The organism is Methylobacterium currus (genome assembly GCF_003058325.1).
GTDB lineage: Bacteria > Pseudomonadota > Alphaproteobacteria > Rhizobiales > Beijerinckiaceae > Methylobacterium > Methylobacterium currus.
In genome coordinates this window covers 2,860,812-2,887,252 of sequence record NZ_CP028843.1, presented here as the reverse complement: position 1 = coordinate 2,887,252, position 26,441 = coordinate 2,860,812, and the positions used below count along the sequence as shown (strand labels likewise).

General features: G+C 68.0%; 22 protein-coding genes and 1 pseudogene. 12 read left to right on the top strand and 11 right to left on the bottom strand.

Features of this window, described 5'->3' with window-relative positions; translation table 11 throughout:
- Window positions 1-100: 100 nt before the first annotated feature.
- The 3 genes from DA075_RS13475 to DA075_RS13465 are packed head-to-tail and all read left to right on the top strand — an operon-like array spanning window position 101 to window position 3,443.
- Window positions 101-1,642, top strand: a complete 1,542-nt coding sequence (locus DA075_RS13475) for a recombinase family protein (protein ID WP_420813154.1) — start codon at window positions 101-103, stop codon at window positions 1,640-1,642.
- A complete protein-coding gene (locus DA075_RS13470; RefSeq protein ID WP_164712318.1) occupies window positions 1,642-2,538 on the top strand; it encodes a plasmid partitioning protein RepB C-terminal domain-containing protein in 897 nt (298 codons plus the stop codon). The genes DA075_RS13475 and DA075_RS13470 overlap by 1 nt, the downstream gene beginning before the upstream one ends.
- Window positions 2,535-3,443 carry a plasmid partitioning protein RepB C-terminal domain-containing protein gene (locus DA075_RS13465; protein WP_099953675.1) on the top strand — a complete coding sequence of 303 codons (909 nt, stop codon included), beginning with the start codon at window positions 2,535-2,537 and terminating at the stop codon, window positions 3,441-3,443. The genes DA075_RS13470 and DA075_RS13465 overlap by 4 nt, the downstream gene beginning before the upstream one ends.
- A 946-nt stretch (window positions 3,444-4,389) precedes the next feature.
- Here the strand turns inward: DA075_RS13465 and DA075_RS13460 are convergent.
- The 3 genes from DA075_RS13460 to DA075_RS13450 are packed head-to-tail and all read right to left on the bottom strand — an operon-like array spanning window position 4,390 to window position 8,969.
- Complete coding sequence (locus DA075_RS13460) at window positions 4,390-7,824, bottom strand: ATP-dependent helicase (RefSeq protein WP_099953674.1); 3,435 nt, start codon at window positions 7,822-7,824, stop codon at window positions 4,390-4,392.
- A gap of 15 nt (window positions 7,825-7,839) precedes the next feature.
- Window positions 7,840-8,397, bottom strand: a complete 558-nt coding sequence (locus DA075_RS13455) for a hypothetical protein (RefSeq protein ID WP_123834281.1) — start codon at window positions 8,395-8,397, stop codon at window positions 7,840-7,842.
- A gap of 8 nt (window positions 8,398-8,405) precedes the next feature.
- On the bottom strand, window positions 8,406-8,969 hold the full coding sequence (locus DA075_RS13450; protein WP_099953672.1) for a hypothetical protein: 564 nt from the start codon (window positions 8,967-8,969) through the stop codon (window positions 8,406-8,408).
- A 198-nt stretch (window positions 8,970-9,167) separates the two neighbouring features.
- On the opposite strand from DA075_RS13450, the gene DA075_RS13445 reads away from it, so the two are divergent.
- The 7 genes from DA075_RS13445 (at window position 9,168) to DA075_RS13415 (ending at window position 15,420) form a co-directional block, all read left to right on the top strand.
- Window positions 9,168-10,427 (top strand): nucleotidyltransferase domain-containing protein, encoded by a 1,260-nt coding sequence (locus tag DA075_RS13445; protein ID WP_099953671.1) that lies wholly within the window; start codon window positions 9,168-9,170, stop codon window positions 10,425-10,427.
- Complete coding sequence (locus DA075_RS13440; protein ID WP_244936572.1) at window positions 10,424-10,894, top strand: type II CBASS E2 protein; 471 nt, start codon at window positions 10,424-10,426, stop codon at window positions 10,892-10,894. Before DA075_RS13445 ends, DA075_RS13440 begins: the two co-directional genes overlap by 4 nt.
- Window positions 10,891-11,919 (top strand): CBASS cGAMP-activated phospholipase, encoded by a 1,029-nt coding sequence (locus tag DA075_RS13435; protein ID WP_099953669.1) that lies wholly within the window; start codon window positions 10,891-10,893, stop codon window positions 11,917-11,919. Before DA075_RS13440 ends, DA075_RS13435 begins: the two co-directional genes overlap by 4 nt.
- A 113-nt stretch (window positions 11,920-12,032) precedes the next feature.
- The gene (locus tag DA075_RS13430) at window positions 12,033-13,631 is read left to right on the top strand and encodes a DUF2235 domain-containing protein (protein ID WP_099953668.1); all 1,599 of its coding nucleotides are present in this window, start codon (window positions 12,033-12,035) and stop codon (window positions 13,629-13,631) included.
- 25 nt (window positions 13,632-13,656) lie between these two features.
- The gene (locus DA075_RS13425) at window positions 13,657-14,013 is read left to right on the top strand and encodes a hypothetical protein (RefSeq protein ID WP_099953667.1); all 357 of its coding nucleotides are present in this window, start codon (window positions 13,657-13,659) and stop codon (window positions 14,011-14,013) included.
- 43 nt (window positions 14,014-14,056) lie between these two features.
- Window positions 14,057-15,001: a toll/interleukin-1 receptor domain-containing protein gene (locus tag DA075_RS13420; RefSeq protein WP_099953666.1), complete on the top strand. Its 945-nt coding sequence runs from the start codon at window positions 14,057-14,059 to the stop codon at window positions 14,999-15,001.
- Window positions 15,002-15,123: 122 nt separating this feature from the next.
- Entirely contained in the window at window positions 15,124-15,420 is a 297-nt protein-coding gene (locus DA075_RS13415; RefSeq protein WP_099953665.1) for a hypothetical protein, read from the top strand.
- Window positions 15,421-15,475: 55 nt separating this feature from the next.
- On the opposite strand, the gene DA075_RS13410 is transcribed toward DA075_RS13415, so the two are convergent.
- The 3 genes and pseudogenes from DA075_RS13410 to DA075_RS13400 all read right to left on the bottom strand — a co-directional run.
- Window positions 15,476-15,763, bottom strand: coding sequence for a hypothetical protein (locus DA075_RS13410; RefSeq protein WP_099953664.1), 288 nt, complete (start codon window positions 15,761-15,763; stop codon window positions 15,476-15,478).
- A gap of 73 nt (window positions 15,764-15,836) precedes the next feature.
- Window positions 15,837-17,516 carry a recombinase family protein gene (locus DA075_RS13405; protein ID WP_123834279.1) on the bottom strand — a complete coding sequence of 560 codons (1,680 nt, stop codon included), beginning with the start codon at window positions 17,514-17,516 and terminating at the stop codon, window positions 15,837-15,839.
- A gap of 12 nt (window positions 17,517-17,528) precedes the next feature.
- A pseudogene (locus DA075_RS13400) lies at window positions 17,529-18,413 on the bottom strand (DUF4131 domain-containing protein); the annotation flags it as partial.
- A gap of 209 nt (window positions 18,414-18,622) precedes the next feature.
- On the opposite strand from DA075_RS13400, the gene gltX reads away from it, so the two are divergent.
- Window positions 18,623-20,041 (top strand): glutamate--tRNA ligase, encoded by a 1,419-nt coding sequence (gltX, locus tag DA075_RS13395; protein WP_099953661.1) that lies wholly within the window; start codon window positions 18,623-18,625, stop codon window positions 20,039-20,041.
- A 233-nt stretch (window positions 20,042-20,274) separates the two neighbouring features.
- Window positions 20,275-21,567: a citrate synthase gene (gene gltA / locus DA075_RS13390; RefSeq protein WP_099953660.1), complete on the top strand. Its 1,293-nt coding sequence runs from the start codon at window positions 20,275-20,277 to the stop codon at window positions 21,565-21,567.
- Window positions 21,568-21,881: 314 nt separating this feature from the next.
- Here gltA and DA075_RS35975 read toward each other — a convergent pair whose 3' ends face one another.
- The 5 genes from DA075_RS35975 to DA075_RS13370 form a co-directional block, all read right to left on the bottom strand.
- Window positions 21,882-22,283 (bottom strand): hypothetical protein, encoded by a 402-nt coding sequence (locus DA075_RS35975; RefSeq protein WP_123834277.1) that lies wholly within the window; start codon window positions 22,281-22,283, stop codon window positions 21,882-21,884.
- A 230-nt stretch (window positions 22,284-22,513) separates the two neighbouring features.
- Window positions 22,514-23,497, bottom strand: coding sequence for a D-erythronate dehydrogenase (gene denD / locus DA075_RS13385; protein WP_099953659.1), 984 nt, complete (start codon window positions 23,495-23,497; stop codon window positions 22,514-22,516).
- A 25-nt stretch (window positions 23,498-23,522) separates the two neighbouring features.
- The gene (locus DA075_RS13380; RefSeq protein ID WP_099953658.1) at window positions 23,523-24,269 is read right to left on the bottom strand and encodes an SDR family oxidoreductase; all 747 of its coding nucleotides are present in this window, start codon (window positions 24,267-24,269) and stop codon (window positions 23,523-23,525) included.
- A gap of 92 nt (window positions 24,270-24,361) precedes the next feature.
- The gene (locus DA075_RS13375; protein ID WP_099953657.1) at window positions 24,362-25,525 is read right to left on the bottom strand and encodes a GNAT family N-acetyltransferase; all 1,164 of its coding nucleotides are present in this window, start codon (window positions 25,523-25,525) and stop codon (window positions 24,362-24,364) included.
- Window positions 25,522-26,373: an isocitrate lyase/PEP mutase family protein gene (locus DA075_RS13370; protein ID WP_099956580.1), complete on the bottom strand. Its 852-nt coding sequence runs from the start codon at window positions 26,371-26,373 to the stop codon at window positions 25,522-25,524. The genes DA075_RS13375 and DA075_RS13370 overlap by 4 nt, the downstream gene beginning before the upstream one ends.
- Between the last annotated feature and the right edge of the window lie 68 nt (window positions 26,374-26,441).

The following is a 26,441-nucleotide window of genomic DNA, read 5'->3' as shown; positions in this document are numbered from 1 at the left end:
GTAGGTTCGGGATGAGAGAAGCTTACGGCTTCCAAGATGCGATCGCATAGTAAGCCGTGTAAACGAGGATCGTTGGTTGAGGCCGACCGGTAAAGACACCCTGGACGGTCGTTGTCGGCGCGGGCCCAAGCCGGCGGTGGCTTACGTGCGCATGTCGACCGAGCCGCAGACGTTCTCGCCTGAGAACCAGCTCGCCTTCATAGGCCGCTTCGCCGAGAAGCACGGGTTCGAGATCCTCCGGGTCTACGAGGATGCCGGACGCAGCGGCTTGACGCTGGAGGGACGCGATTCCCTGCGCCGGTTACTGTCCGAGGTCGAGGGCGGCCGAGCGGACTTCGAGGCGATCCTGGTCTACGACGTGAGCCGCTGGGGCCGGTTCCAGGATGCTGACGAGGGCGCCTACCACGAGCACGTCTGCCGCCGCGCCGGCATCACGGTCCACTACTGCGCCGAGCAGTTCGACAACGACGGCAGCATCGGCTCGACGCTCCTCAAGACGGTCAAGCGCCTGATGGCCGGCGAGTACAGCCGGGACCTGTCGGTCAAGGTCTTCGCCGGGCAGTGCCGCTTGATCGAGAAGGGATTTCGGCAGGGCGGGATGGCGGGGTACGGACTGCGCCGCCTGATGGTCGATGAGCACGGCGCCGCCAAGACCGAGCTGCGCCTCGGCGAGCGCAAGAGCCTCCAGACCGATCGCGTCATCCTGGTGCCGGGTCCCGAGGCCGAGGTGGCGACCGTCCGGCGCATCTACGCCCTCTTCCTCTCCGGCGAGCCGGAGCGCGAGATCGCGGATAGGCTGAACGGCGAGGGGGGCCGGACCGACCTCGGGCGCCCATGGACGCGCGGGACGGTGCATCAGGTGCTGACGAACCCGAAGTACGTCGGCGACAACGTCTACAACCGGGTCTCCAACAAGCTGAAGCAGCGCCGGGTCGTGAACCCGCCAGGCCTGTGGGTGGTCGCGAAGGGGGCCTTCGAGCCGGTCGTGGCGAGCGACATCTTCGAGAAGGCGCGCGCGATCGTCGAAGGTCGCAGCCGCCGCTACGACGACGCGGAGCTGCTCGAACTGCTGGCGCAATTGCTGGAGGCGGCGGGCGCCTTGTCGAGCTTGGTCATCGACGAGCGCGACGACATGCCGTCGAGCAGCGTCTACCGGCGCCGCTTCGGCAGCCTCCTGCGCGCCTACCGGCTGGTGGGCTACACCCCGGATCGGGACTATCGATACCTTGAGGAGAACCGGCGCCTGAGGGCCCTGCATCCCGAGGTGGTCGGCTCCGTGGTCGAGGGCCTGGAACGCGTCGGCGGCACGGTCGACCGCGATCCGGCGACGGACCTTCTCGGCGTCAACGGAGAGTTCACGACCTCCATCGTGATCTCCCGCCATCGCAGCACCGCTGCGGGATCGTCCCGGTGGCGCCTGCGGCTCGATGCGGGCCTTGCGCCGGACTTCACCGTCGCAGTCCGCATGAATCCGGGCAACGAGACCCCGCTGGACTACTACGTCCTTCCGAGCATCGACATGACCGAGCCACGGCTGCGCCTCGCCGAGCGCAACGGGTTCTCCCTCGACGGCTACCGGTTCGACGATCTCGACTTTTTCTACTCGCTAGCCAAGAGGGCCAGCTTCACGGAGGCCGCGTGATGGAACGGGTCACCAAGCGCGTCGTCATGATCCCGGTCGACCGGATTACGGTGCTCAACCCGCGATCGCGCGAGAAGCGGCGCTTCCAGGAAATCGTGGAGAACATCGGCAGGGTCGGCCTGAAGCGTCCGATCACCGTCAGGCACATCCCGTCCAAAGATGGCCAAGAGGCCTATGGCGTCGTCTGCGGCGAGGGGCGCCTGCGGGCATGCATCGAGCTCGGCCAGACGGAGATCCCCGCCATCGTGGTCGATGCGAGCGAGCAGGACTGCTTGGTGATGGGCCTGGTCGAGAACTGCGCGCGTCGGCAGCATCGCCCAGTCGACCTGCTCCACGACATCGGGACCCTCCGCAAGCGCGGCTACAACGACGCCGAAATCGCGACGAAGGTCGGCTGCACGCAACAATGGGTCAACATGATCGGCAGCTTGATCGAGCGGGGCGAGGAACGCCTCCTGTCGGCCGTCGAGACCGGGATCCTGCCGATCAGCGTGGCCATCGAGATCGCGAAGGCCGACGAAGCGGGGGAGCAGGCCCTCCTGGCACAGGCATACGCGGAGAAGAAGCTGTCGGGCGGGAAGCTGGTGAAGGCGCGCCTCCTGCTCGAAGCCCGCCGGAAGCGGGGCCGCGAGGTCGACACCAACGCTTTCGGACGCAAGGAACCCCCACGGTCCCCGACATCACCGACCGCGCTGCTCCGCATCTTTCAGCAAGAGGCCGATCGTGAGAGGGTCCTTGTTAAGAAGGCGGAGCTCACGCAATCCCGCTTGATGTTCATTGTCGAGGCCATGCGTAAGCTTCGAGGGGACCAAGCCTTCGTGCAGTTGCTGCAGGCCGAGAGGCTGGATGCGATGCCGGCTGACCTAGAGGCCCGCGTGGCCGGGAGGACGTCATGAGCGAGGGGCGGCGACAATCAGTAAGCCTCGGGTTCGAGCCGGGGATCGTCGTTGTGCCGATCGCCTCGCTGATGCCGGTGAAGATCCTCAGGCCGACCCTGAGGGCGAGCCTCGCGTACGCGCAGATCGCGCAGTCCATCCGAGAGATCGGCGTGGTCGAGCCCCCCGTGATATCGAGGGACGCGGCTGCCCCGGGGCGCTACCTCCTGCTCGACGGCCACGTCCGAGTAGAGGTGCTGAAGGACGAGGGGGCGACCGAGGTGGAATGCATCGTCTCCAAGGACGACGAGGCGTACACCTACAACCGCCACCTCAACCGCCTCACCCCCGTGATGGCGCGGGCGATGATCGTCCGCACAATTGAGCGCGGCGTGCCGCAGGAGAAGATCGCCGCCGCGCTTCGGATGGACGTTGTGAGCATCCAGCGCCGGGTGAAGATGCTGGATGGGATATGCGATGAGGTGGTAACCCAGCTGACGGACCGACACTGCCCGCTGGCCGTCTTCGACATCCTTCGGAAGATGAAACCCTTGCGGCAGATGGCCGTCGCTGACCTCATGGTCCAGCACAACAACTTCAGCGTGGCCTACGCATCGGCGATCCTCGCCGGAACGCCTCAGGCGGACCTCGTCTCTGGAGCGAAATCCAAGCCGAAGGGCGTGAGCCCGGCGGCGATGGCCCGGATGGAGCGGGAGCTGGAGAACCTGCAGATGTCCATGGGCGCGATCCAGGATTCCTTCAGCCGGGACAACCTCCACCTGACGGTGGCCAAGGGGTACCTCGCTAAGCTCCTCGCCAACCGGCAGGTGCATCGCTTCCTCGCCACCCGGCATCCCGAATTGCTCGAACCGTTCCGGACGATCGCGGAGGTGACTTCGACCATGCCCGAGGGCGAGGCGGCCTGAGGTCGAGCCGCGGGGCGCACCGCGTCCGCGTGCTGGCGACCCAGCCTGCGCCCTCAATCGCGGGCCTCGTCGTTGCGATTGAGGGACTGGGAAGGCGCGTAGAGCATGCGTCGGAGGGCAGCGCCGGTCTCCGACCGACCGAGGGACAACCGACCGGGTCCTGTTCGGCCGAGGCGATGTGGGCGGTACCGAGCGCCTTGAGTGAGGTTGGGACAAGCGGCCTCTCCCGCCGTGAACTCTCGGACGCGATACAGGGGCTCGGCGTCAAATCGTGGGCCGGGGAGGCCGCGAAGGCTGTCCTGCGCGCGGTTGGCTTGGTCCGCTGTGAGGGACGACGCCGGTACCTCGATGGGTCGGGCTGGACCGAGTAGGGGCTGGTCGCACCCGGTCGAGAAGGCCCGAGAGGCTCCTCGGCCAGCAAATAATGTGCTCCCCACCGTGCGCCCGCCGTCAGGCGCACGCGGCCCGGTGATCAACCCTGGTAGGGCCGGGGGCGCTACGTTTGCCGGCACAAGCCCGCCCCTCGGTGGATACCCCTTCCCTGCGGCTCCGAGAGGCGCCGTCAGGCGGAGCGCTCTCGCACAGGCAAGCAGAATCCGTAACGACGCGCAGGGCCGGCGTGTGGCGTCGGGGCCGCGTCGCGTCCGAGACATCCATTCCATGCAGCATGCGCGGCTTACATGGAATGGATTTCTGGCTTCCACGAAATGCCTGCCCGGCTCAGCCGGCGGCTCGGCGCCGCCTGTCCCATGGAATGCTTCCAGTCGGGAATGATGTACTCCCGACCGTGCGCCCGCCGTCGGGCGCAGACACCTGGGAATTGGGCCCGATGGTGTGACGGATGAGGAATGCTTTAGTCAGCGCGGCCATTCATGCCGGGAACCACTGGATACGACTCTTGAGATCGCTGCGACCTGCTGCTCACTTGGTGCAAGGATGAACGCTCTTAGGCGTTTACCGGCTCCACCCCGCAGGGATCACGAACCGTGAGGGTGCCGGCCGGAACAGGCCCGCATGTCACGTAGTGCGGGCATCGTGGGCAGGATTTCTCGTCAGGGTCCGGGGGAAAGTTGCCCGCGAGGATGCCCTCGGCAATGAGGCGGAGCTTTTGCTCGCGGTTCGTCTGCTTCCTTGCGGTCAACGAGACGCTCATGACGCCGTCACCGCTCAGGTGGATGGCCTCGACCCGCGCGCCGGGGCCGTAGCGTAGGCCGGCCGCCATGGAATAGGCGGCGTAGACGAGATCGTCCTCCTCTTCCTTCCGCCTCCGACCGGTTCGCACACGCCGGTAGACCGTGCCCGATCCCTCGCCGCGCACCTCGTCTGGCAACACGACGAGGTCGAGGCCGCCGAGATCGATGGTGACTGGCTCACGCGGCCCGGGGACATACCCCTCCCGGGTCCGCATGAGCGTCTCCAACAGTTCGAAGCCCGCACGCTGGAGATCCGCAACGTAGCCCTCGGTCGGCCCCTTCACGGACCAGACCGCGTCGAAATGCGCCCGCACCGCCTCAAGCGGCAGGCTCCAGTTCCGCGCATCCTGCCTGAGCCAGCGCAGTACCTCGTAGACCACGTCGTGCATCCTGGCGAAGGGGGTCGCGCGGCGCCCGCCGGCCGCGCCCAGCACGTGCGTGTAGAAGAAGCGACGGGGACACTGGTCGTAGAGGGAGATCTGTTCAGCGGTGAAGGAGGGCGGTCCCGCCCACGCGACGCCTATCCGGTTCTGGTCGGGCTCGGGTATCTCGGGCAAGTGCAGCGGGGGATTGGCCACGTCCCGCACGACCCCGGCAACCCTGTCGAAGAAAGGTGAGAGCTGGCGACCGCTGCCGTTTGCCTTGCGGCTTGCCGCGAGGAGCGTGAGATGGCGGCGCGCCCGGGACGTCGCGACGAAGAAGAGACACTCCTCCTCCTCGGCATGCCCGCGCCGAACCGCCTCCACGCCCGGCAAGCCCTCGGCGCCGACGATGAGGCCATCCGGAGGAGGGCAGCGCGGCGTCCGGCCGCCGCTCGGAAATCCTTGTCCGACCATGCCGGGGATATGCACGGCCTCGAACTCCAGGCCCTTGCTGGCGTGGACGGTCATCAGGTGAACCCCGTCCATCGCGGCCGCTGCCGCGGGCATCTGGCGGAGGTCCCTTTCCTCGGACAGAAGGACCAACCGCCTGGTGCGGTCCAGCAGGCGTTGGATCGCGAGGCCCTGGCCCGATGGTAGGTCCCGGCAGAATGCAAGGAACTGCCAGAGTGCCACCATCCGCATCCGGTCCCGGGTCCCAAGGGGGGTACGAAGATCGGGCAGCAGGTGCCGTCGGTCGAACAGCAGGCGGCAGAGTGCCTCCCAGGGATGGCTGGTCGCGTCGAGGCCCTGGAAGTCGGCTCGGAGGTTCGCCAGCGCCGCCGCCGGGGCGCCGGGCGGGGCCGTCGATTCCGACGCCCATTCCATCGGTTCCTCACACCGCGCGCTCACGCGCTGGAGGCGACCGACGTCTTCAAGTGGCATGGCGTATCGCGGCATGCGCGCGACCCGTGCCAAGGTGCCGGCCTTGGGATCGACCAACAGCGCCAACACGGCGAGGAGATCTCGGACCTCCTCGCGCTCGAAGAGGTTACCGAGAAACAGCACCGGGACGTCACGTTGTTCGAGCGCCGCCGCGACCGCAGCCAAGCGGCCGTTGCCACGGCAGAGCACGGCCTGATCCCGGAAGTCCACGCCGCAGGTCTGCTGCAGTTCGAGGATGCGGGCCGCGATCGCGGCGGCCTCGTCCTCCGGGCGTTCGACCTTGCGTGTCTCAGGGAGGGCTTGCGCGGGCCCCGCGTGTGCGGTGAGGTCGAGCGGCAGGACGCCGCGCGAGGCCGCCATGTCAGCCGCGAAGGCCGAGAACGTCGCGACTACCTCTTCCGACGAACGGTAATTCATCGTCAGGCGCCCGACCTGCGCGCCGGGAAAATCGGTCTCGAAGCAGGTCATGTTGGCCGAGGAGGCGCCGCGGAACCGATAGATCGATTGGCGAGAATCGCCGACGACCCAAAGCCGCTCGCCCCCGCCAGCCAACGCCCTGAGGAGCCTGACGCTCGCCCGGTTCACGTCCTGGTACTCGTCGACGAGGATGTGGCGGTGTTTGCCGCGCAGGATATCCAGGGCGTCGGGGTCCCGTTCCAGCAGGAGGGTCGGTCGCATGACGAGATCGCCGAAGTCGAGGTGACCGAGCCGCCGCATCTCCGCGTCGTAGGCGCGGTAGACGGCGGCGACCTCGATTGCCTTCTCGGCGCGTAGACCCGCCTCCTCGTCGGCGCCAGCCCGCTCCGCCATGCGCTCGGCGAGGGCCATGTAGTCGTCTGGAAGGGTGAGTTCGTCCTTCGCCCGGGACACAGCTGCAAGGATGTCGCTCAGGTCGAGCGTCGGGTCGTGCAAGTTCCGGAAGTGACGAAGCGGCAACCGTGGGACGAGATCTTCGAGCATGCCGACGGCATCGGCCTTGTCCACGAGCCGAGGATCGTCGGGCAGCCTCTCGCGGTCGTGGAACTGCCGCAGGACGTCGAGGCCGAAGCCGTGGAACGTGCCGATCCAGGCGGCGGCCGCTGCCTCGGGCACGCGAGCGGTCAACCGCTCGACAAGCTCGCCCGCCGCCTTGTTCGAGAAGGTAAGGACGAGGATCTCCGAGGCTGTCGCGCCCCGGTCGAGCAGCCGCTCGATGCGGCTGACCAGCGTGCGCGTCTTCCCTGTTCCGGGACCCGCCTGCAGCAAGTACGGGGTGCCCTCGTGAAAGGCGGCAGCCCGCTGGCTCTTGTCGAGCGGAGGTCCCGAACCGGCACCCAGTTCGGCGCGCGGACGGTGCTCCGGTAGCAGCAGGCAATCGGCCAATTGCTGGGCGACGAGGGCATGGGGCAGGCCGGTGAGACGGACGATGTCGGTGGCACCCTGCCCGTCCTCCAGGAAGAGGCGCCGCGCCAAGGCTCGCGGGAGGACCAGTTCGCGGGCGAACAGGTCGGCCTGCAACTCCCGGCGCTCTCGCCGGCCGTAGCCCTCGACCTTCTCCACGCCCGTGGCGGCGGCCTCCACGGCGCGGCTGGGATCGATGTCGCCGTCGACGATGACATCGTCGGGATCGTGCAGGACGGCGTGTCCCAGCTCATGCCCCGCGAGCAGCGCCTTGGCCGTGGCGTCCCCGCGATCCTCGCAGGCGATGGCCGGAAGGGTCGGGTCGTAGAGGCCGCGTCCGCCGCGGAGGTAGGCATCGCCGGGGCGGAGCCAGCTGAGATCGATCTCATGGGCATCGATGGCAGCGACCACGAGATCCAGCGGGCAGAGCGGATCGGCGCCGCCCTCGACCGCAGCCGCGTGAACCTGCGCCGCTTTCAGCCTGACAACCTCGAACCCGTTCACGACGGCGATGTCCTTCTAAAGCGATGCCAGGTGCCGCCTCTGCTCGTCGCTCAGGCCCGAGCTCTCGATGGCCTCGGCCAGCGATTGCTTCTCTCTGGCCTCCGGCTTGACGTCCGATTTGAACCGCGCGTTCGCAGGCACCCGGGCGGGCCCGGCGAGGAAGCGGGCGAGCTCGTCCGGGCCGGTCCCGAGCGCCTCAGCCAAGCGTGCGACGAACGCGGCGCTCAGATCCTCGGCGCGGACGAGCCGGTCCTTGAGCCGCCCGAGAAAGTTCAGGTTGCAGCCGAAGCTGCGCGCCACCCCACGCAATCCCCCGTCGGCCCGTACGGCGAAGGGGTCGATCCCGCTTTCGGCCGTCGCCGCGGCTGAAGCGGTAACGGTTGGGGCGGGGCACGTGGCGGCGGCGCAAGTGGCGTGGGCGCGCTCGAAGGCGGCATCCGCTATGGCGACGAGTGTGTCCGGGTCCTCCCCGATGGCGAGCAGCTCCGCATCGAGCTCCTCGGGAGAGGCCGCCAGGATCCCCTCGATGTAGAGGTCATCCAGGGCATCCAGGAACCTTTCGTCCTTGGTCATCTCTCGGTTCATGATCTCCATCCTTTCGGGTAGCGGAGGGAGAGCGCATTCCTGATGCGCTTCTTCGCGTAGTCGAGATCGCCCTGTGCCAGCCCGGTGCGCTCCCGCAGCGCCTTGCCGGCGAGCTCGTCCCTGAGAGCTTCGAGCACCGCAAGCTCCTTCGGCTGGTCCCGGAACATCTCGAACACCTCCTCGATGATCCTCGCCCTCTCTTGGGCGTCGATGATGGCGTCCTCCGCGCTCCCGGCCTTCGGCATCCCGCCGAGCCGAGCCCGCATATGCGCGTCGACCTTCTCCGCGTCGTCGGTCGAGACCGACCGGTTTTGCTTGTCCCGCTCGTGCGAGGCGAGACTGCGCATCACACCCGCGAGGTAGGCGACGACGTTCAGCTCCCGGTCGCACTGCCTTGTGCCAAGCAGGGTTCGACAGATCGCCTCGTTCAGGAGATCGTCCGGGTTGAGCGTGGTACCCCCGCACAACCGCTTCGCGATGGCGCCCAGTTTCTTGCGGTCGTCGCGCGATAAGCTGCGACAGGCCGCCCCGAATTCCTCCGGGCTGAAGTCATCTCCCACCCGTTCGCCCCCGGCTCGCCTCCGCAGCCGACCGCTCGGCCCATCGTCCGACCGACATCCCCTATGCCCCCCGCCGACATTTTTCAGAATCCGAGCCAGCCAAATTCTGAGACGCGAGCTTGGCCGGCATACCTCGGCAGGATGCCACGGACACGACGGTTTTCAACCTCGGCGAGTGTCTAGCCAAGGAAAGTTTTCATGAACCATTTTCGACACCCCATGGACCTCGATCCCTTCGCCAGCGCGCTCGACGCGGTCATGGCCGACATCGCCATCTCGGTGCAGCTGCCCCCGGGCCTGCACGCGAAGGCTGGCGGGCGCTATGAGGCCATCCGCGATTATGCGGAGCGCCCGGGCAGCCCGTTGAACGGGCGCATCCTGCGGTTCTATCCGCAGGGCAGCATGGCGATCGACGCGACGACGTCGACGCGGGGCACCGACGACGAGTACGACCTCGACATCGTCGCGGCGCTGGATCTCGATCCGCAGTCCGATCCGGACGCGGTGCTCGACCTGCTCTACCGCTCGCTTGAAGGCTACCCGACCAGCCAGAAGGTCGAGCGCCAGACCCGGTGCGTGACCGTGCGCTACGCGGACCGGATGCATGTCGACGTGACCCCGGCGGTGCGCCTGGGATACGGCGCGGAGCGGGTCAGCCACATCTTCCATGCCCACCCGGACCAGCCGGCATCGAAGCACTTCCACGTGCCGATGAACGCCTACGGCTTCGCCGAATGGTACCAAGCCCGCACGCCGCTGGAGCGCCGGTTCGCGGCTGCCTTCAACAAGCGGCTGCACGAGGCCTACGGCATGGAGGTGCGTGCCGATGCGGAGGTCGACGAGATCCTCGACCAAGTTCCCATCATCGTGAAGGCGGTGGCGACGGTCGCCCTGCAGCTGCTCAAGCGCCACCGCAACGTCGCCTATGCCGGCGTCAAGGGGCGCATCCCGCCCTCGGTGATGCTCTCCTGCTTCGCCGGGCACGCCTCCCAGCCGGGCCTGCCTCTCACCGACATGGTGATCCGTCTGGCTCGCGCCGTGGCAAGCTCCCTGCGCGCGGCCAGCAACCGCCGCGAGCGCATCAAGGTCGTCAACCCCGTCCATACGGACGACTGCTTCACCGATCGCTGGCCGGAGAACCTCGCCCAGCAGGACGACTACGCCGCCAAGCTCACGGACCTCGCCGACGGCCTTGCGTGGATCAAGCAGCACGGTTCGAGCCTGGAGGATATCCAGGACTGGCTGCGGGAACGCTTCGGCAGCCACGTGGTCTCTACCTCGGTCCGCCGCTTCAACGACAGGACCGGCCGCGCGGTCCAGTCGGGGCTCCACGCCTACACGCCGCGAGGCGGCCTCTACGTCCCGAGCCGCCCCGCGCTGGTTGGCGTCGGCGCCGTCGCCGCCGCGGCGCCGGTCTCGGCGAGTTCCCACACCTTCCGTGGGGGGCGCCGGTGGTGAGCGTCTTCCCCTCCATCGCCGATCAGGACTGGGCCATCCGGACCTCCTGGCCATCGTTCCGGCTCGTCGAACGCTCAGAGCGGGCGGCGACCTGGCGCGGGACGCTCAAGCCCTTCATGCTCGGCTACGAGGTGCAGGTCTCGTATCGGCTCCCTCTCGTCATCGAGCGCATCGCCCCTCTCCGGCAGCAGCCCGAGGTCCGCGTGATCTCGCCGGCTCTGAAGCGGCAGCCGGGCAACAGCGAGGGCTCGCTGCCGCACGTCTACGTCGACAGGGCCGGCGATCCGATCCTGTGCCTGTTCGATCACGAGACCGGCGAGTGGACCCCGTTCCGCCTGATCGCCGAGACGACCATCCCTTGGGCTCTCGATTGGCTCGGTTGCTACGAGGGCTGGCGCGCGACCGGACAATGGTCCGGGGGCGGCCGGCACGCCGAACCCCCTGCCGCTAAGGAAGCCGGACGATGAGTTACGTACCCCCGCGCCGTTCCGACGGCACCCAGCAGGGCCGCAGGGAGCCCCTGCCCTGGCCCAAGGACCGGCCCTTCCGGATCCTCTCCATCGACGGCGGCGGCATCTGCGGCATCCTCCCGGCAGCGGTGCTCGCCGAGCTTGAGGGCCGCTTCCTTGATGGGCACTCGGTCGCCCGACACTTCGACATGATCGCCGGGACCTCGACCGGCGGCATCATCGCCCTCGCGCTCGCCCACGGCCTGACGGCCCGCGCGATCCGCGACGTTTACGTCGAGCGCGGCGGCAACATCTTCCCGCCGCCGTCGCGCATCGAGCGCCTCACCCGGTTCGTGCGCCAGCGCTACCGCTACGTCTACGAGCGCAAGCCCCTCGAAGACGAACTGCTGCGGATCTTCGGGGAGACGACCTTCGGCGAGGCCAAGACCCGTCTCTGCATCCCCGCCTTCGAGGGATTCCACGGCGAGCCGTTCGTGTTCAAGACGCCTCACCACCCCGCTTATCGGAAGGACCGCTCCGAGCGCATGGTCAAGGTCGCGCTGAGCACCGCGGCCGCCCCGACCTACTTCGAGGCGCTGTCGAACAACGGCTACGTGATGGTCGACGGCGGGCTGTGGTCGAACAATCCGACGATGAACGCGGTGGTCGACGCGCTCGCATGCTTCGACATCGACCGCAGCCAGATCCAGGTGCTCACCCTCGGCTGCGGGGAGACGGCCTTCAAGGTCGACGCGAACAAGACCTCCGGCGGCATGATCCAGTGGCGCGGCGTCATCCAGGCGGCCATGAAGGCGCAGTCGCACAACGCCATCGGACAGGCGGGCCTGCTCATCGGCCGCGACCGGCTCACGCGCATCGACGCGCCCGAGAGCACCAACCCGATCGCGCTGGACGACTATCTGCGCGCGAAGGCGGAGCTGCCGGCCATGGCACGGGTCCTCGTCGAGGGCGCCGGGCGGGAGATCCAGAGGAACTTCCTGGTCGACGAGGTCGAGCCATACATTCCTTGCCCCGTCGCCTGAAGGGCCCCCAACGCGGGCCAAAAATCTGAAAACCCGTCCTGGGCGGCATCACTGCCTAGGACATCAAGGCGGCTGTCGCCCATTCCGGGCTCCGGCGTTCCAGAGGTAGGCGGATGCCCAAAAATATCGTGGTCTTCTCGGACGGCACCGGGCAGGACGGCGGCGTCCGCCCCGAGCAGCATGTCAGCAACGTCTACAAGATGTACCGCGTGTGCAAGGTCGGGCCGGAGAGCGGCATCGACCCGGCCGAGCAGGTTGCCTTCTATGACCCGGGCCTCGGCACCGATATCGGCGCCACGGCGCTGACGGCTCCCGTCAGGTTCGCGCAGAAGATGGCGGCCTCCCTCTCGGGGCGCGGCATCACCACGAACATCGCGGACTGCTACCGATTCATCATCGACCACTACGAGCCGGGTGACCGCATCTACCTGATCGGCTTCAGCCGCGGCGCCTACACGGTCCGCTGCGTGGCGAACTTGCTGATGTACTGCGGCGTCCCGACCACGGGCGACGGCGTGCCGCTCCTGCGCTATCGCAAGATGTCGCGCGACATCGCCCGCGAGGCCGTCGACACGGTTCTGGAGCACGGCGCCGGGCACCCTCGCAAGGATTTCGACGAGGAGCGACGCGAGCTCGCCCGCCGTTTCCGCGAGCGATACGGCTCGACCCATCTGGACGGCACGGCCAAGTCCAACGTCGAACCATACTTCGTCGGTACCTTCGACACGGTGGCGGCGCTGGGCGTCGCCGGTCCCAAGCGCACGCTGATCAAGGCTGGGCTTGTCGCAGCGGTGACCATCCCGCTCGCGGTCTTGATCGCGGTAACCTCCGCCGTCGTCGGGGGCCTCGCGTACCTCTTCGACCGCTCCTTCTGGTGGGCGGACCTGAGCACCTCCGCGGTCCTCGTGACGGCGTCGGCGCTGGCCGCCCTGACGGTGCGCCGTCACTTCGTGGCCAAGAAGACCAAGAAGATCACCGATTGGCCGACAAAGGGGCAGAGCCACAGCCACGTCGCCGAGTGGAAGGGGGAGAACTTCGACCGTCTACTCAGCGCCCAGGTCGGCTACGCACGCGCGGCCATCGCCATCGACGAGCGGCGCAAGGACTTCGACCGCGTGAAGTGGGGGCCCACGGAGGTGCGCCCCCCGCGCGAGCCGGGGACGCCTGACCAATTTCGGCAGTTCTGGTTCGCCGGCAACCACTCCGACATCGGCGGCAGCTACGACGAGACCGAATCCCGCCTGTCCGACATCGCGCTGAAGTGGATGCTGGAGCAGGCCGTCGGGATCCCGGATGGCCTCAAGGTCGACGGGATGCCCCCGGTCGCTGATCCCCGCCACCCAATCGAGGTGATGCAGATCCCGAGGCTGCGACTGCATCCCTCGGCGGCCGGGGTCCAGCACTGCGAGGTCGCCGGCATGCGCGACACGATCGCCGCGCGCGTCTCGGCCTCCTGGATCCCGGGCTTCGTGCGCCGCTGGGCCGAGGGCAAGACCTGGGAGGCCAAGGATCGAGAGATCAAGCCGGACGCGACCGTGCACCCCAGCGTCGCCGATCGGTTCGCGCTGCCCTCCGTCGTGCAGTGCGACGGCGTCGCGCCCTACCGGCCGGCCGCCCTCGCCAAGCACCTCGATTACCAAGGCTGGTACGCCTCGCAGACGACCCCGGCCGCACCGACCGAAGTAACGCGGGCCACCGCGATCGCTTCCTGAAGCCCCATCGGCAGGAGAAAGAGCCATGTCCCCCGAGAAGTTCAAGTCCGAGGTCCAAGCAGCCTACTCGAAGGCCATCGCCAACACGAATTCATGGCGGAGCTACTCAGAGCAATCCCACCGGATTTTCGATGCCGTCGCCGTTTTCGGCCGGGAGGCCGGCGTCGATCTCGTCGAGACGAGCATCGAGGCGATCCTGCAGGAGGCGATCCAGGCTGCTGCGGCCAAGCGTACCTCTCTCTCCCTGGTGCCCGGCAAGGTCGGCAAAGCTGCCTTCGCCGGCATGGTCGAGACCCTCAAGAGCATGACGGGCCTTCCCGTCAGCGAGCGCAACGGCGTGATCACCCTCGCTTGGGCCAAGGACGAGCCCCAGCTGTACTGAACCCTCGCAACTCCCGGACCTACGCGGTCGTCAGGAAAGACGCATGGCCACGATCTTCTTCTCCTACTCGCACAAGGATGAAGCGCTGCGCGACCGGTTGGAGGTCGCCCTCACGACCATGAAGCGCCAGGGCTTGATCGAGACGTGGCACGATCGCCGCCTCAGGGCTGGCGACGACTTCGACACGGGAGTGAGGGCCGAGCTCGAACGGGCTGACGTCATCCTGCTGCTCGTGTCCCCGGACTTCATTGCCTCGGACTACTGCCATGACGTGGAGATGACCCGCGCGATGGAGCGTCACGAGCGCGGGGAAGCCCGCGTCATCCCCGTGATCCTGCGTCCATGCGACTGGCACCCAATGCCGTTCGGCAAGATCCTGGGAGTGCCTCGCGATGGCCTCGCAATCACGCGCTGGCCCGATCTCGACGAAGCCTTCCTCGACGTCGTGAAGTGGATCCGCGCGGCCCTTCCCAAGCCGGGCCCCGCGCCCGCGCCCCCGCGTGGCGTGCCCGGCCCGGAGGCAGCCGCGCCGATCACGGGGCCGAGGTCGAGCAATCTGCGCCTCAAGAAGGTGTTCACCGAAGCGGACCGCGACCGCTTCCTGACGGATGCCTACGAGTACATGGCGCGCTTTTTCCAAGGGTCCCTTGAGGAGCTCCAGGAGCGCAACGAGGGCATCGAGACCAACTTCCGTAGGCTCGACGCAAACCGCTTCACTGCCGTCGTCTACGATCGCGGGCAGGCCGTCTCCCGCTGCAGCGTGGTGCTCGGCGGCATGCTCGGCAAAGGCATCTCCTACTCGGCCAACGACCGGGCGGAGAGCAACTCGTTCAACGAGAACCTGCGGGTCGACGCAGACGACCAGGGCATGTTCCTGCGCTCGCTCGGCATGGCAAGCAGGAGAACGGATGACGAGCGGAAGCTGACCCCCGAAGGTGCCTCCGAACTCTATTGGGAGCTGTTAATCGGCCGATTGCAGGGACGTTGAAATAAAACCTTACGCCCAACAAAGCATTAGATGATAGGGTGTCGCGATTTTTGTACGTGTCAAGTAGCGTGATCCATGACTTTTCACAGTCCTGGGGAGCCTTTGTGATAGGAGAGGCGACAATGATGATGAAGACGGCACAGGAGGCCCTGGCTCAGGGTCGATGCCTTGAGGTGCGGTACGATGGCTATGTCCGCGTCGTTGAGGTCCACGCCTGCGGTTTCACTCGCCAAAACCATGCGGTGATGCGGGTCTGGCAGGTGAGCGGCGGCAGCGTGAGCGGAGAGCGCACCGGCTGGAAAATGCTGCGTCTCGACGAGGCGCTCGCACTGGCAGTGACGGGCGAGGCGTCTGAAGCGCCGAGGCAGGGCTATCGCCGTGGCGACGCGGGCATGGCCCGCATAGTCGCTCAGGTCTGAAATTATCTGTCGATCCTACGAGAGATGCCCGCAAACGCCCGCCGATCGGGTGACCCTACCGAGGAGGCTTCGCCTTGTCGTCCGATTCGAGCCAGCGCGTCGCGGTGTCGAGACCGATCGCGTGGCCCGACATGGCCGCGATACGCAGCTTCACCTTTCCCCAGTGCGCGCTCGACCTGTTGGCGTCGAACGTCCTGCCGTCGCGTGCGGCCCTGGCGCGATCCCGGGCCACCGAGTACGCCGAGCCCCCGAACCGCTTGACCAGATCCCTGGCATCGCGCTCGACAAGATCGCGGCGGACGGCGCGGGCGGCACGAAGGCGGGAGAGCCAGCCGAAAATCACGTCGCGGCCCTGAATCCGTTGAGGCGTTCTTTCTCGCGCGACCCTTCCATCCCGCCCCGTGAAATGATGGCGATCATCTGCTTACCGGCAGGGCCGGCTGCGTCACGACGCCGTCCCTGCTCTCCCATCTCAGCGCCATGGTCCCGGACGGGAATTCGACGCCGCCGTCGATCCAGGCCTCGTCGCCCTGAATGTGGATGCGGAACCCCATGTCCCCGGTCCAGACGGTGACGCTGCCGTCGGCGTGGCAGCGGATTTCCGTGATGAGGTCCCGAAGCTCCTGAGCGGCGGCGGACCGAACGTCGAACCGTTCCTTCTCGGGTAGGTCGCGAGATGCCTCGACGGCCGAGATGATGCCACACCGCGCTTCCGGCGACGACGTCGGCACCGCCGCCCTCGCGGCACGCCGCGCCGCCACAACGGCCTCTTCCGCCTGCGCCAGTTCGGTCTGACGCTGGATCAGCCGCCCGTCCAGCGATGCGCCTTGCTCGATCGCGACGACCAGACGTTCGACGATGGCGGCGGCTTGATCCCGCAGGCGCTCCGCCGTGGCCAGCGCTTCGTTTTCCGGGATGCCGTGTTGTGTCGCTGGTTCGTCCGCGAGCTTCGCCCATGACAGGACCGTCCGCTCCAACGGCAAGTATCGGGGCCTGCTCTCGTTGTCGCACGTCCCGTTGCGGTTGCCCGAGCATCGCAGGCACGGCGTACTCCGCGGCCCCCTGTCGCGGTAGTTCATCGGGCTCTCGCAGGCGTCGCACTTGGCGAGGCCGCCGAACAGGTTGGAGAGGATGGTGCCTCTCCGGCCGCCGGTGTTGCCCTTGCCCTGCCGCGCCACCTTGTCCGAGGCCTTGCGGGCATCTTGCCAGAGTTTGTCCGAGATTACCTTGGGATAGTAATCTTCGATTGGGTCGCCGACGGGGATGCGTTTCTCGATCCTCACCCCATCTACAACCTTGCGCTCAACGGTGCAGGGCTGGAGGCGGCCGATGAGAGCCTCGTTGTCGGTGAACTTGGTCACCGTTCCGCCGTGCCACTCGCGGCCATGTCCCCAGGGCTTCACGCCATCGGCGTTGAGGCGCCGGGCGATCTTGTCGCGACCGATGCCGGAGGCAAGCTCGTGCAGCATGCGCTCGATGAGTTCGACTCGCTTCCGATTGACGATCCATTCCGTTCCATCATCGGACACCGTAAGCCATGACGGACACTTGCGCGTCATCTTCCGACCGCGGTCGGCTCGCTTGCGGACCCAGACACCTCGCAGGGTCTGGACCTTGCGCATGCTCTCCTCGTGAGCACGCGACATCACCGCCAGCGAGATGATGAGCTCGGTCCAGTTCTGGTTGATGCTCTCTTCGCTGTAGATCCGATCGTCGCCGAGCGTCGCAATGACGATGCCGGCCTCCAGGATGTCCATGAACACCCGGAAGGCTCTCATGACGTTGTCGCGCGAGAGACGGTCAAGGTTCTCGACGAGGAGGTAGGACCCCCGGGGGATCTCCCTCGCCTTGACCTTGCGCAGGAACTTCCCGAGCGCACCGCGCTCCACGTTGTCGCGGTCGAAGGCGGAGACGCCGAGGTCGCGAAGGGTCTCGTCGAGATCGAGGTCGTGCTGCGCGACGAAGCGGTCCCGCAGCTCGATCTGGCGGGTTTCGCCGTCTCCCTTGAGCTGCTTCTCCGAGGACAGGCGGATGTAGGAGTAAGCCTTGATGCGCGGCATGACCGAAACCCTGGACCCAAGGATCGTGCCGGTCAACCTTCCTCATACGACGACGTGATAGATGCCGGCCGCCCGCAGGGCGTCGTTGGTGGGCTGGTCGATGAGGCCGCGCTTGCCGGTGACGAGGGCCGCCGCCACCGCGCCGGCTTGGGTGATGCCGTCCTGGCCGCCATTGGATTCGGCGATGCGGCGGGTGAGCGCGTTGCGGGCCTCGTCCAGGCCGGCGGCGAGCCTCAAGCCCAGCGGCGCCGGCTCGGGCGGCGGCTTGACCGCGGCCTGGCCGAGGAGCGAGCCGACGGCGCCGATGCCGCGAAAGTACGCATCGCGTGCGAAGTCGTAGCCGCCCGGCCGGGCCGGCTCCGGCGGCGGGAGCAGGCGCGCCTTGGCCTCGATGTAGTCGCCGGGCTTGAGGCCGTCGGCGCGGCGATACGAGACCCGCACCCGGGCCGGGCGCTCGGAGACCGGCATCTCGCCGAGCCGCACGACCCGCACCACGAGCCGTGCGCCCTCCTCGCGCTCCTCCAGCGCCTCGACGAAGCCATGAAGCGGCGCGATCACCGTGCGGGCGAGCGCCGGCGCGGCGACGCTGGCCGTCCGATAGGCCGCGGCGCCGAAGCCGAGAAAAACGAAGGACAGGGCCAGGAGCAGGGCCGGCGCCACCGCCCGGGCCCGCAGCGCGACAGCCGCCCCGGCGAGCGCGGCCCCGGTGCCGAGCGGCGCGGCGAGGAAGACCGGGCCGTCCGCCACGGTGAGGAACAGCAGCGCGCCGGCCCCGAAGGCGACGGCGAGCCAGGGAAACAGCCGGCGCTGCGCGGCTTCCGTCGCGAGCCCGGCGGAGAACCAGGAGCCGAGCGCCGGCAGCAGCAGCACGGGCGCCGGCAGCGCGCGGAAACCGCGCACCAAGAGCCCCGTCCCCGCGCCCGGCCCCGCCATCCCGCGCCCCGACCCGACGAGGCTGCGCCCAACCGCCGCTGATCCCGCCGCCAAATCCCTCGCAGCGACAGGACGGCCCGGAAAGCGGTTTCTTAACGGCTCGTCTCGCGCATGCTACAGGACCCGGCGCCGGCGGGTCGACTCAGCCGACCCTGCCCTAACGGCCCCGGCCACACCGTTTTTTCGCTCTCACCCGGTTCTCGTCGCGCATGTCCTCCGTCGTCACCCGCTTTGCCCCGTCGCCCACGGGCTTCCTCCACATCGGCGGGGGTCGCACGGCGTTGTTCAACTGGCTCTACGCCCGCCGGCACGGCGGCCGGATGCTCCTGCGCATCGAGGACACCGACCGCGAGCGCTCGACGCAAGCCGCCATCGACGCGATCCTCGACGGGCTGAACTGGCTCGGCCTCGATTGGGACGGCGACGTCGTCTACCAGTTCGCCCGCGCAGCCCGGCACCGCGAGGTGGCGGAGGGGCTGCTCGCCGCCGGCCGGGCCTATCACTGCTACGCCACGCCGGACGAACTGACCGAGATGCGCGAGGCGGCGCGCCGCGAGGGCAAGCCGATCCGCTACGACGGCCGCTGGCGCGACCGCGACCCCGCGGAGGCGCCCGCCGGCGTCAAGCCGGTGATCCGCCTGCGCGCGCCCACCGACGGCGAGACCGTGGTCGAGGATGCGGTCCAGGGCCGGGTGGTCTGGCAGAACAAGGACCTCGACGACCTCGTCCTGCTGCGTTCGGACGGCACGCCGACCTACATGCTGGCGGTGGTCGTCGACGACCACGACATGGGCGTCACCCACGTCATCCGCGGCGACGACCACCTCACCAACGCGGCGCGCCAGACCCAGATCTATCAGGCGCTCGGCTGGGACGTGCCGAACATGTCGCACATCCCGCTGATCCACGGGCCGGACGGGGCGAAGCTGTCCAAGCGCCACGGCGCGCTCGGCGTCGATGCCTATCGCGACCTCGGCTACCTGCCGTCGGCTTTGCGCAACTACCTCGTGCGCCTCGGCTGGAGCCACGGCGACCAGGAGATCTTTTCCACCGAGGAGATGATCGCCGCCTTCGACCTCGCCCAGGTCGGGCGCTCGCCGGCCCGGTTCGACTTCGCCAAGCTCGAGAGCCTGAACGGGCACTACATCCGCTCGTCCTCGAACGAGGCGCTGGTGGAGGCGATCGAGGCGATCCTGCCGACGCAAGGGTCGCGCTGGAGCCTCTCCGCCCCCCTCGATGCGGCCCTGCGCGAAAAATTCATCGCCGCGATGCCGGGGCTGAAGGAGCGGGCCAAGACCCTGATCGAGCTCGTCGACAGCGCCTATTACCTCTACGCGCCGCGCCCGCTGGTTCTCGACGAGAAGGCGGCCGGCCTCCTCGGCAATGGCGGGCGCGAGCGGCTGGCCGGGGCGCTGCCCCATCTCGAGGCACTGAACGAGTGGACCGCCGCCTCGACCGAGGGGGCGGTGCGCCACTTCGCCGAGAGCGCCGGGGTCAAGCTCGGGCAGGTGGCCCAGCCGCTGCGGGCCGCGCTCACCGGCCGGGCGACCTCGCCGCCGCTCTTCGACGTGATGGCGGTGCTCGGCCGCGACGAAAGCCTGGAGCGCCTGCGCGCGCAGGCAGCCTGAGGCACAACCGAACCGCGCACCCCCGCGAATCTGCGCGCGCGGGGGTGATTCGATCGCCCATGAACAGAAACTGAATTCTGTCACCCGGGCGGGGGGCCGCGGTTGATGCCGGTGCGTCGATCCGCTAACCCGGTCGGCGAGTGAGCACCCGCAGCAAAGTCGCCGCCCTGCCCCGGGGGCCGCGGTCGAGGCGCCAACGCTCAGTCACGTTGATGGAAAGGGTCCGCAACCCCATGAGCCTCCCCACCAGCACCCTCACGGTGAACGGCCGCGCGATCGAGATGCCCACGAAGGCCGGCACGATCGGCCCGAGCGTCATCGACATCAGCAAGCTCTACGCGCAGACCGGCCAGTTCACCTACGACCCGGGCTTCACCTCGACCGCCTCGTGCGAGTCGAAGATCACCTACATCGACGGTGACGAGGGCGTGCTCCTGTACCGGGGCTACCCGATCGAGCAGCTGGCCGAGCACGGCGACTTCCTCGAGACCTGCTACCTGCTGCTGTACGGCGAGCTGCCGACCGCCGCCCAGAAGGCCGATTTCGACTACCGCGTCACGCGCCATACCATGGTGCATGATCAGATGAACCGGTTCTTCCAGGGCTTCCGCCGCGACGCCCACCCGATGGCCGTCATGGTGGCCTCGGTCGGCGCGCTCTCGGCCTTCTACCACGACTCGACCGACATCACGGACGAGAAGCAGCGCATGATCGCCTCCATGCGCATGATCGCCAAGATGCCGACGCTCGCGGCCATGGCGTACAAGTACACGATCGGTCAGCCCTTCGTGTATCCGAAGAATGACCTCGACTACACCTCGAACTTCCTGCGGATGTGCTTCGCGGTGCCGTGCGAGGAGTATCAGCCGAACCCCGTGCTGTCGCGCGCGCTCGACCGGATCTTCATCCTGCACGCCGACCACGAGCAGAACGCCTCGACCTCGACGGTGCGCCTGGCCGGCTCCTCGGGCGCCAACCCCTTCGCCTGCATCGCCGCCGGCATCGCCTGCCTGTGGGGCCCCGCCCATGGCGGCGCCAACGAGGCGGCGCTGAAGATGCTGGCCGAGATCGGCACCCCTGAGCGCGTCGGCGAGTACGTCGCCAAGGCCAAGGACAAGAACGATCCCTTCCGCCTGATGGGCTTCGGTCACCGGGTCTACAAGAACTACGACCCGCGCGCCCGCATCATGCAGAAGACCACCCACGAGGTGCTGAGCGAGCTCGGCATCAAGGACGATCCGCTGCTCGACGTCGCGATGGAGCTGGAGCAGATCGCCCTCAAGGACGAGTACTTCATCGAGAAGAAGCTCTACCCGAACATCGACTTCTACTCGGGCATCACCCTGAAGGCGATGGGCTTCCCGACCTCGATGTTCACGGTGCTGTTCGCGCTCGCCCGCACCGTCGGCTGGATCAGCCAGTGGGCCGAGATGATCGAGGACCCGTCCCAGAAGATCGGCCGTCCGCGCCAGCTCTATACCGGCGCCCCCAAGCGGGATTACGTGACGGTGGCTCAGCGCGGCTGAGATTGTAGTTCAAGGAAATGAGAGCGGGCGGCACGCGAGTGCCGCCCGTTTCTTTTTGGACTGTCATACCATCGCGCTTTCGCATCGACGTGTCGATGCGAAAGCGTCCGGCGCATCAGCGCCGGCGCCCGTTCGGGCTTAGCCGCGCCTTCGAACGAGTCCGTTCGAAGGCGCGGCGGTATCAATCGGCAGCGCGCCAAAATTGGCAAATCGTTTCATGGGAACAAGATCCGGTGCGCAGCAACATCAGATCTTTAATTATCGCATTACTCATTACTCTAGATAATCTGACAATATTAACATTGATTTTATATCTAAAACCTGCCAAAGTTGATGATATAGATCTCTCCGAGCTCCGGGTGCTCGACAACTCCTTCAAAAGCACCGCCGGGACAACACACGGGTAGACGGCTCTTCGCCAACATGACGGCATCTGGTTCGATAAAAAGTACACCTTCCGCCAATTCGATCGGTAGGGTGTGTTTTGTTTTTTCGAAAAAATCCTTTTCTCTTCTCTCTCTCCACGCCTGTAGATCTGACGGCCTGCGAAATGCATAAACATTTGATGCAGTAAAATGCTCGCCGATCTCTATACTCTTTCTGCATCCCCCAAGATTGGCGAAGCCACATCCCGGCCCACGAGGCCAATCCTCGGCAGCCGCAGGTGAGGCGCCGTAAATAGCCGCAATCAGCAGAATTGAAATCGTTTTTAACATCGTCAAAGCATTCGGTTGAGCGAATACGGACGCAGACTCTCAGGAAGGCCAGCACCCGACACTATATCGAACAGCCGCTGCCCCGGGCAGCCACACAAAGGACCGGACTAAACAGATTTCGACGCCCAAGAGCGTGCGGAAGGCGTACCGAGTTCCACGACTGCACCACCCCTGCCCTCCTCCCCGCAAGGGGGAGGAGACGAAGATCATCCTGAAGCCGTGGGGGCCGGCTACGCCGGCACCTTACCGCCCAGCTCGTCCTCGATATGCGCCCGCACGATGGCGTCGAAGTCGGGCTCGGCCTTGAAGCCGAGCTCCAGCGCGCGCCGCGCGTCGAAAGTGCGGGGCCAGCCGGAGACGATGCGCTCGATCGTCGGATCGGGCTCGCGGCGGATACGGGCGACGGCGGAATCGCCGGCGGCGCGGCGCAGGGCCTCGATCTGCTCGGCCACGGTGGCGCCGACGCCCGGCATGGTCAGGTTGCGGCGGTCGCCGAGGCGCTTGGTGTCGATCGTCGCGGCGTGGAGCAGGAAGCCGACCGCCGAGCGCGGCGAGGCGTGCCAGTGGCGGACCTGGTCGGAGACCGGCAGCACCGCCTCCTGGCCGGCCAGCGGCTCGCGGATGATGCCGGAGAAGAAGCCGGAGGCCGCCTTGTTGGGCTTGCCCGGCCGCACGCAGATGGTCGGCAGGCGGATGCCGACGCCGTCGAAGATGCCGCGGCGCGAATAGTCGGAGAGCAGCAACTCGCCGATCGCCTTCTGGGTGCCGTAGCTGGTGAGCGGCGCCGTCAGGTATTCGTCGGGGATCGGGTCCGGCATCGGTGCGCCGAACACCGCGACCGACGAGGTGAAGACGAAGCGGGGCTTGTACCCCTCGCCGATCGCCCGCACGGCGTCGTAGAGGCGGCGGGTGCCGTCGAGGTTGATCCGGTAGCCCTTGTCGAAATCGGCCTCGGCCTCGCCCGACACGATGGCGGCGAGGTGGAAGATCACGTCCGGCCGTCCGGCGACCAGGCGCTCGGCCTCGCCGGGATCGGAGAAGTCGGAAGCCGAGAGCGAGACCGGGATCGTGGTGCCGGCGGGTGCCTCGGGCGGCACCACGTCGTGCAGGGTCAGGCGCGAGATGGTCTCGCCGCCCAGGCTTCCGTCCTTGACCAGGCGGTCGAGGAGCTTGCGGCCGACCATGCCGGCGGCGCCGAGGATGAGGATATGCATGGGATAAAACTCCTGCGCCGTCGGATCAGAGCGTGAAGCCGCCGTCGGCGACGTGGGTCTGGCCGGTGGTGAAGCGGGACTCGTCCGAGGCGAGGTAGACGGCGAGCAGGGCCATCTCCTCCGGCGTGCCGAGCCGGCCCATCGGCTGGCGGTCGATGAAGGCCTGGCGGGCGGCCTCGACCGAGGTCTTGTTCATCTCCGCGAGCGCCGCGATGCGCTCGTCGAGGGAGGGCGACTGGATCGTGCCGGGGCAGATCGCGTTCGCCCGCACGCCGCTGCGGATGAAGTCCCGCGCCACCGCCTTGGTGAGGCCCACCACCGCCGCCTTCGAGGCGCCATAGACGTAGCGGTTCGGCGCCGTCGCATCGGCGCCGACGGCCGACGCGATGTTGACGATCGAGCCGTTGCCGCGCTCCAGCATGCCTGGCAGGAAGGCCCGGATGGTGCGGTGCATCGAGCGCACGTTGAGATCGAAGGCCAGATCCCACTCGGCATCGGTGCAGTCGAGGATGGTGCCGTGGTGGACGAAGCCCGCGGCATTCACCAGCACGTCGACCGGCCCGGCCCCCTTCGCGAATTCCGCCACCGCCGCGTCCGAGCGCACGTCGAGGGAGGAAGCCTGCGCCCCCTTGAGTCCCTCGAGCTTGCCCGCGTCGAGATCGGTCGCCAGCACCTCCGCGCCCTCGGCCAGGAAGGCCGCCGCGATGGCGCGGCCGATCCCCTGGCCCGCCGCCGTCACGACCGCGCGCTTGCCCGTCAGCCGTCCCGCCATACTGTCCTCCCGTGCGTGTCCTGCCCCGCTCGCCGGCGGGGCTTGTCCGTGAACCGTGCCGCCTCAGGCGAGGCGCTTGGGCGTTCCCGCCGTCAGGCGAGGATCTTGAGCATGTGGACCAGACGCCGGTCCGGCAGATCCTCGACCCGCTCGGTGGCGTAGCCCCGTCGCGCGTACCAGTCGATGTTCCGCACGAGCTTGTCCCCGGTGTAGAGCCGGAGGACCGACAGGTCGAGGTCCTGCGCCCGGGCTTCGGCCGCCGCCAGCAGGGCATTGCCGAGGCCGCTACCCTGGTGCGCCGGGTCGACCGACACGCTCCAGATCATCAGGTGATCGGGCGTCGGATCGAGGATCAGGGCACCGGCGAGCCTGCCGTCATGGTCGGGCAACCAGACCTCGTAGCGCGCCAGCACCTCGGCGGCGGGCGTGAGGAGCGGCACCGGCTCGACGCCGAGGAGCGGGCGGTTCGGCGCGTAGGCCGCCGCCTGCAGGGCCGCGAGGGCAGCCTCGTCGGCGATGGTCGCCCGGCGTAAGGGTGTGCCCGGGATCGTCGCCCGGTTCAGCGCACCGAGGCGCAAGGACTGGCCGCCCTCCGACAAATGGGCCGGATCGAGCCAGCGGTCGAAGCCCTGGCGGATCTGCGGCCACTCGCCATCCAGCATCGAGAACCAGGCCGTGTCCCGGTTGCGGCCCTTGACGATCACCGCCTGCCGAAACAGCCCCTCGTAGGCGAAGCCCAGGCGCTCGGCCGCTTTCCGCGAGGGCGCGTTGAGGGCGTTGCATTTCCACTCGTAGCGGCGATAGCCGAGATCGAAGACGTAACCGGCCATGAGCCGCATCGCCTCGGTGGCGCCGGGCGTGCGCTGGAGCGCCGGGGTGTACAGGATGTTGCCGACCTCGATCACCCGGTTCGCCCGGTCGATCCGCATCAGGGAGGCGTGGCCGATCGCCTGGCCCGTGCGGGCGTCCAGGATGGCGTAGAAGAGCGGATCGGCCGAAGCCTCGCAGGCCGTCAGATAGGCCTGGAAACTCTCGCGGTCGTCGAACGGGCCGGCCGCCATGTATTGCCACAGCGCCTCCCTGCCGGGACCGACCGCGCCCTCGGCGAGGGCGGTGCCGTGAGCCTGCGCGTCGAGGGGCACGACCGTGACGTGGCGCCCCTCCAGGCGCACCCGCTCCGGGGCGGGGGCCGGGGCGGTGACGGCGACGGGCCGGCCGATCGGCAGGCCGGTGACGGGATCGCGGTCGGGGTTCATGCGCCGCCCCGCTCCTTCAGGTCGTTGCGGAAGAAGCCGTTGATCTCGGAAAAGCTCACCGAGCCGTCGAAGCCGCCGAAGCTGCCCTCGTCGTGGATGCGCCGGGCGGCGCGGATGAAGCCGGTCCAGGCCGCCCGCGCCAGCGACGAGCCGACGCTGATCCGGCGCACGCCCAAACCCTCGAGATCGGCGACCTTGAGGCCCGGATTGGTGCTCATCAGGATGTTGACCGGCACCGGCGCGAGCGCATCCACCAGGGTACGGATCTCCTCGCGCCGCTTCGGGCCCGGCGCGTAGACGACATCCGCCCCCGCCTCCGCATAGGCCTGGAGCCGGCGGATCGCCTCGGGCAGCGGCTCGGCATGGCCGGTGAGGTAGCACTCGGCCCGGCCGGTCAGCACCACGTCGGCGCCGGAGGCGTCGATCGCCGCCCGGGCGGCGCGGATACGCTCCACGCCCTCCGTGATCTCGTAGAGCGGCCGGTCGGGATTTCCGGTGGCGTCCTCGATCGACAGGCCGGCGACGCCGGTGCCCAAGCAGGCCGCGACGTTGCGGGCGACGCCCTCGGGATCGTGCGCGTAGCCGGATTCGAAATCGGCATTCACCGGCAGGTCGGTGGCCGCGACGATCTCGGCGATGTGGGCGAGCATCGCGTCGAGCGGCACCGCCCAGTCGGTGTCCGGCAGGGCGCGGGTGAAGGCGAAGCCGGAGCTGGTGGTGGCGAGCGCCGGAAACCCCATCGCCGCGAGGTAGCGGGCCGTGCCGATGTCCCAGGGATTCGGCATCACGAAGCAGCCGCCCTCGTGGAGCCGCCGGAAGGCGGCGCGGCGCGCGGCGGGGTCGGTCATCGGGATCGTCTCGCGGGAATCGGGGCGCCAGCCTTTCATAGGGCGCGGCCCGCTGTAAACCGGTCGTC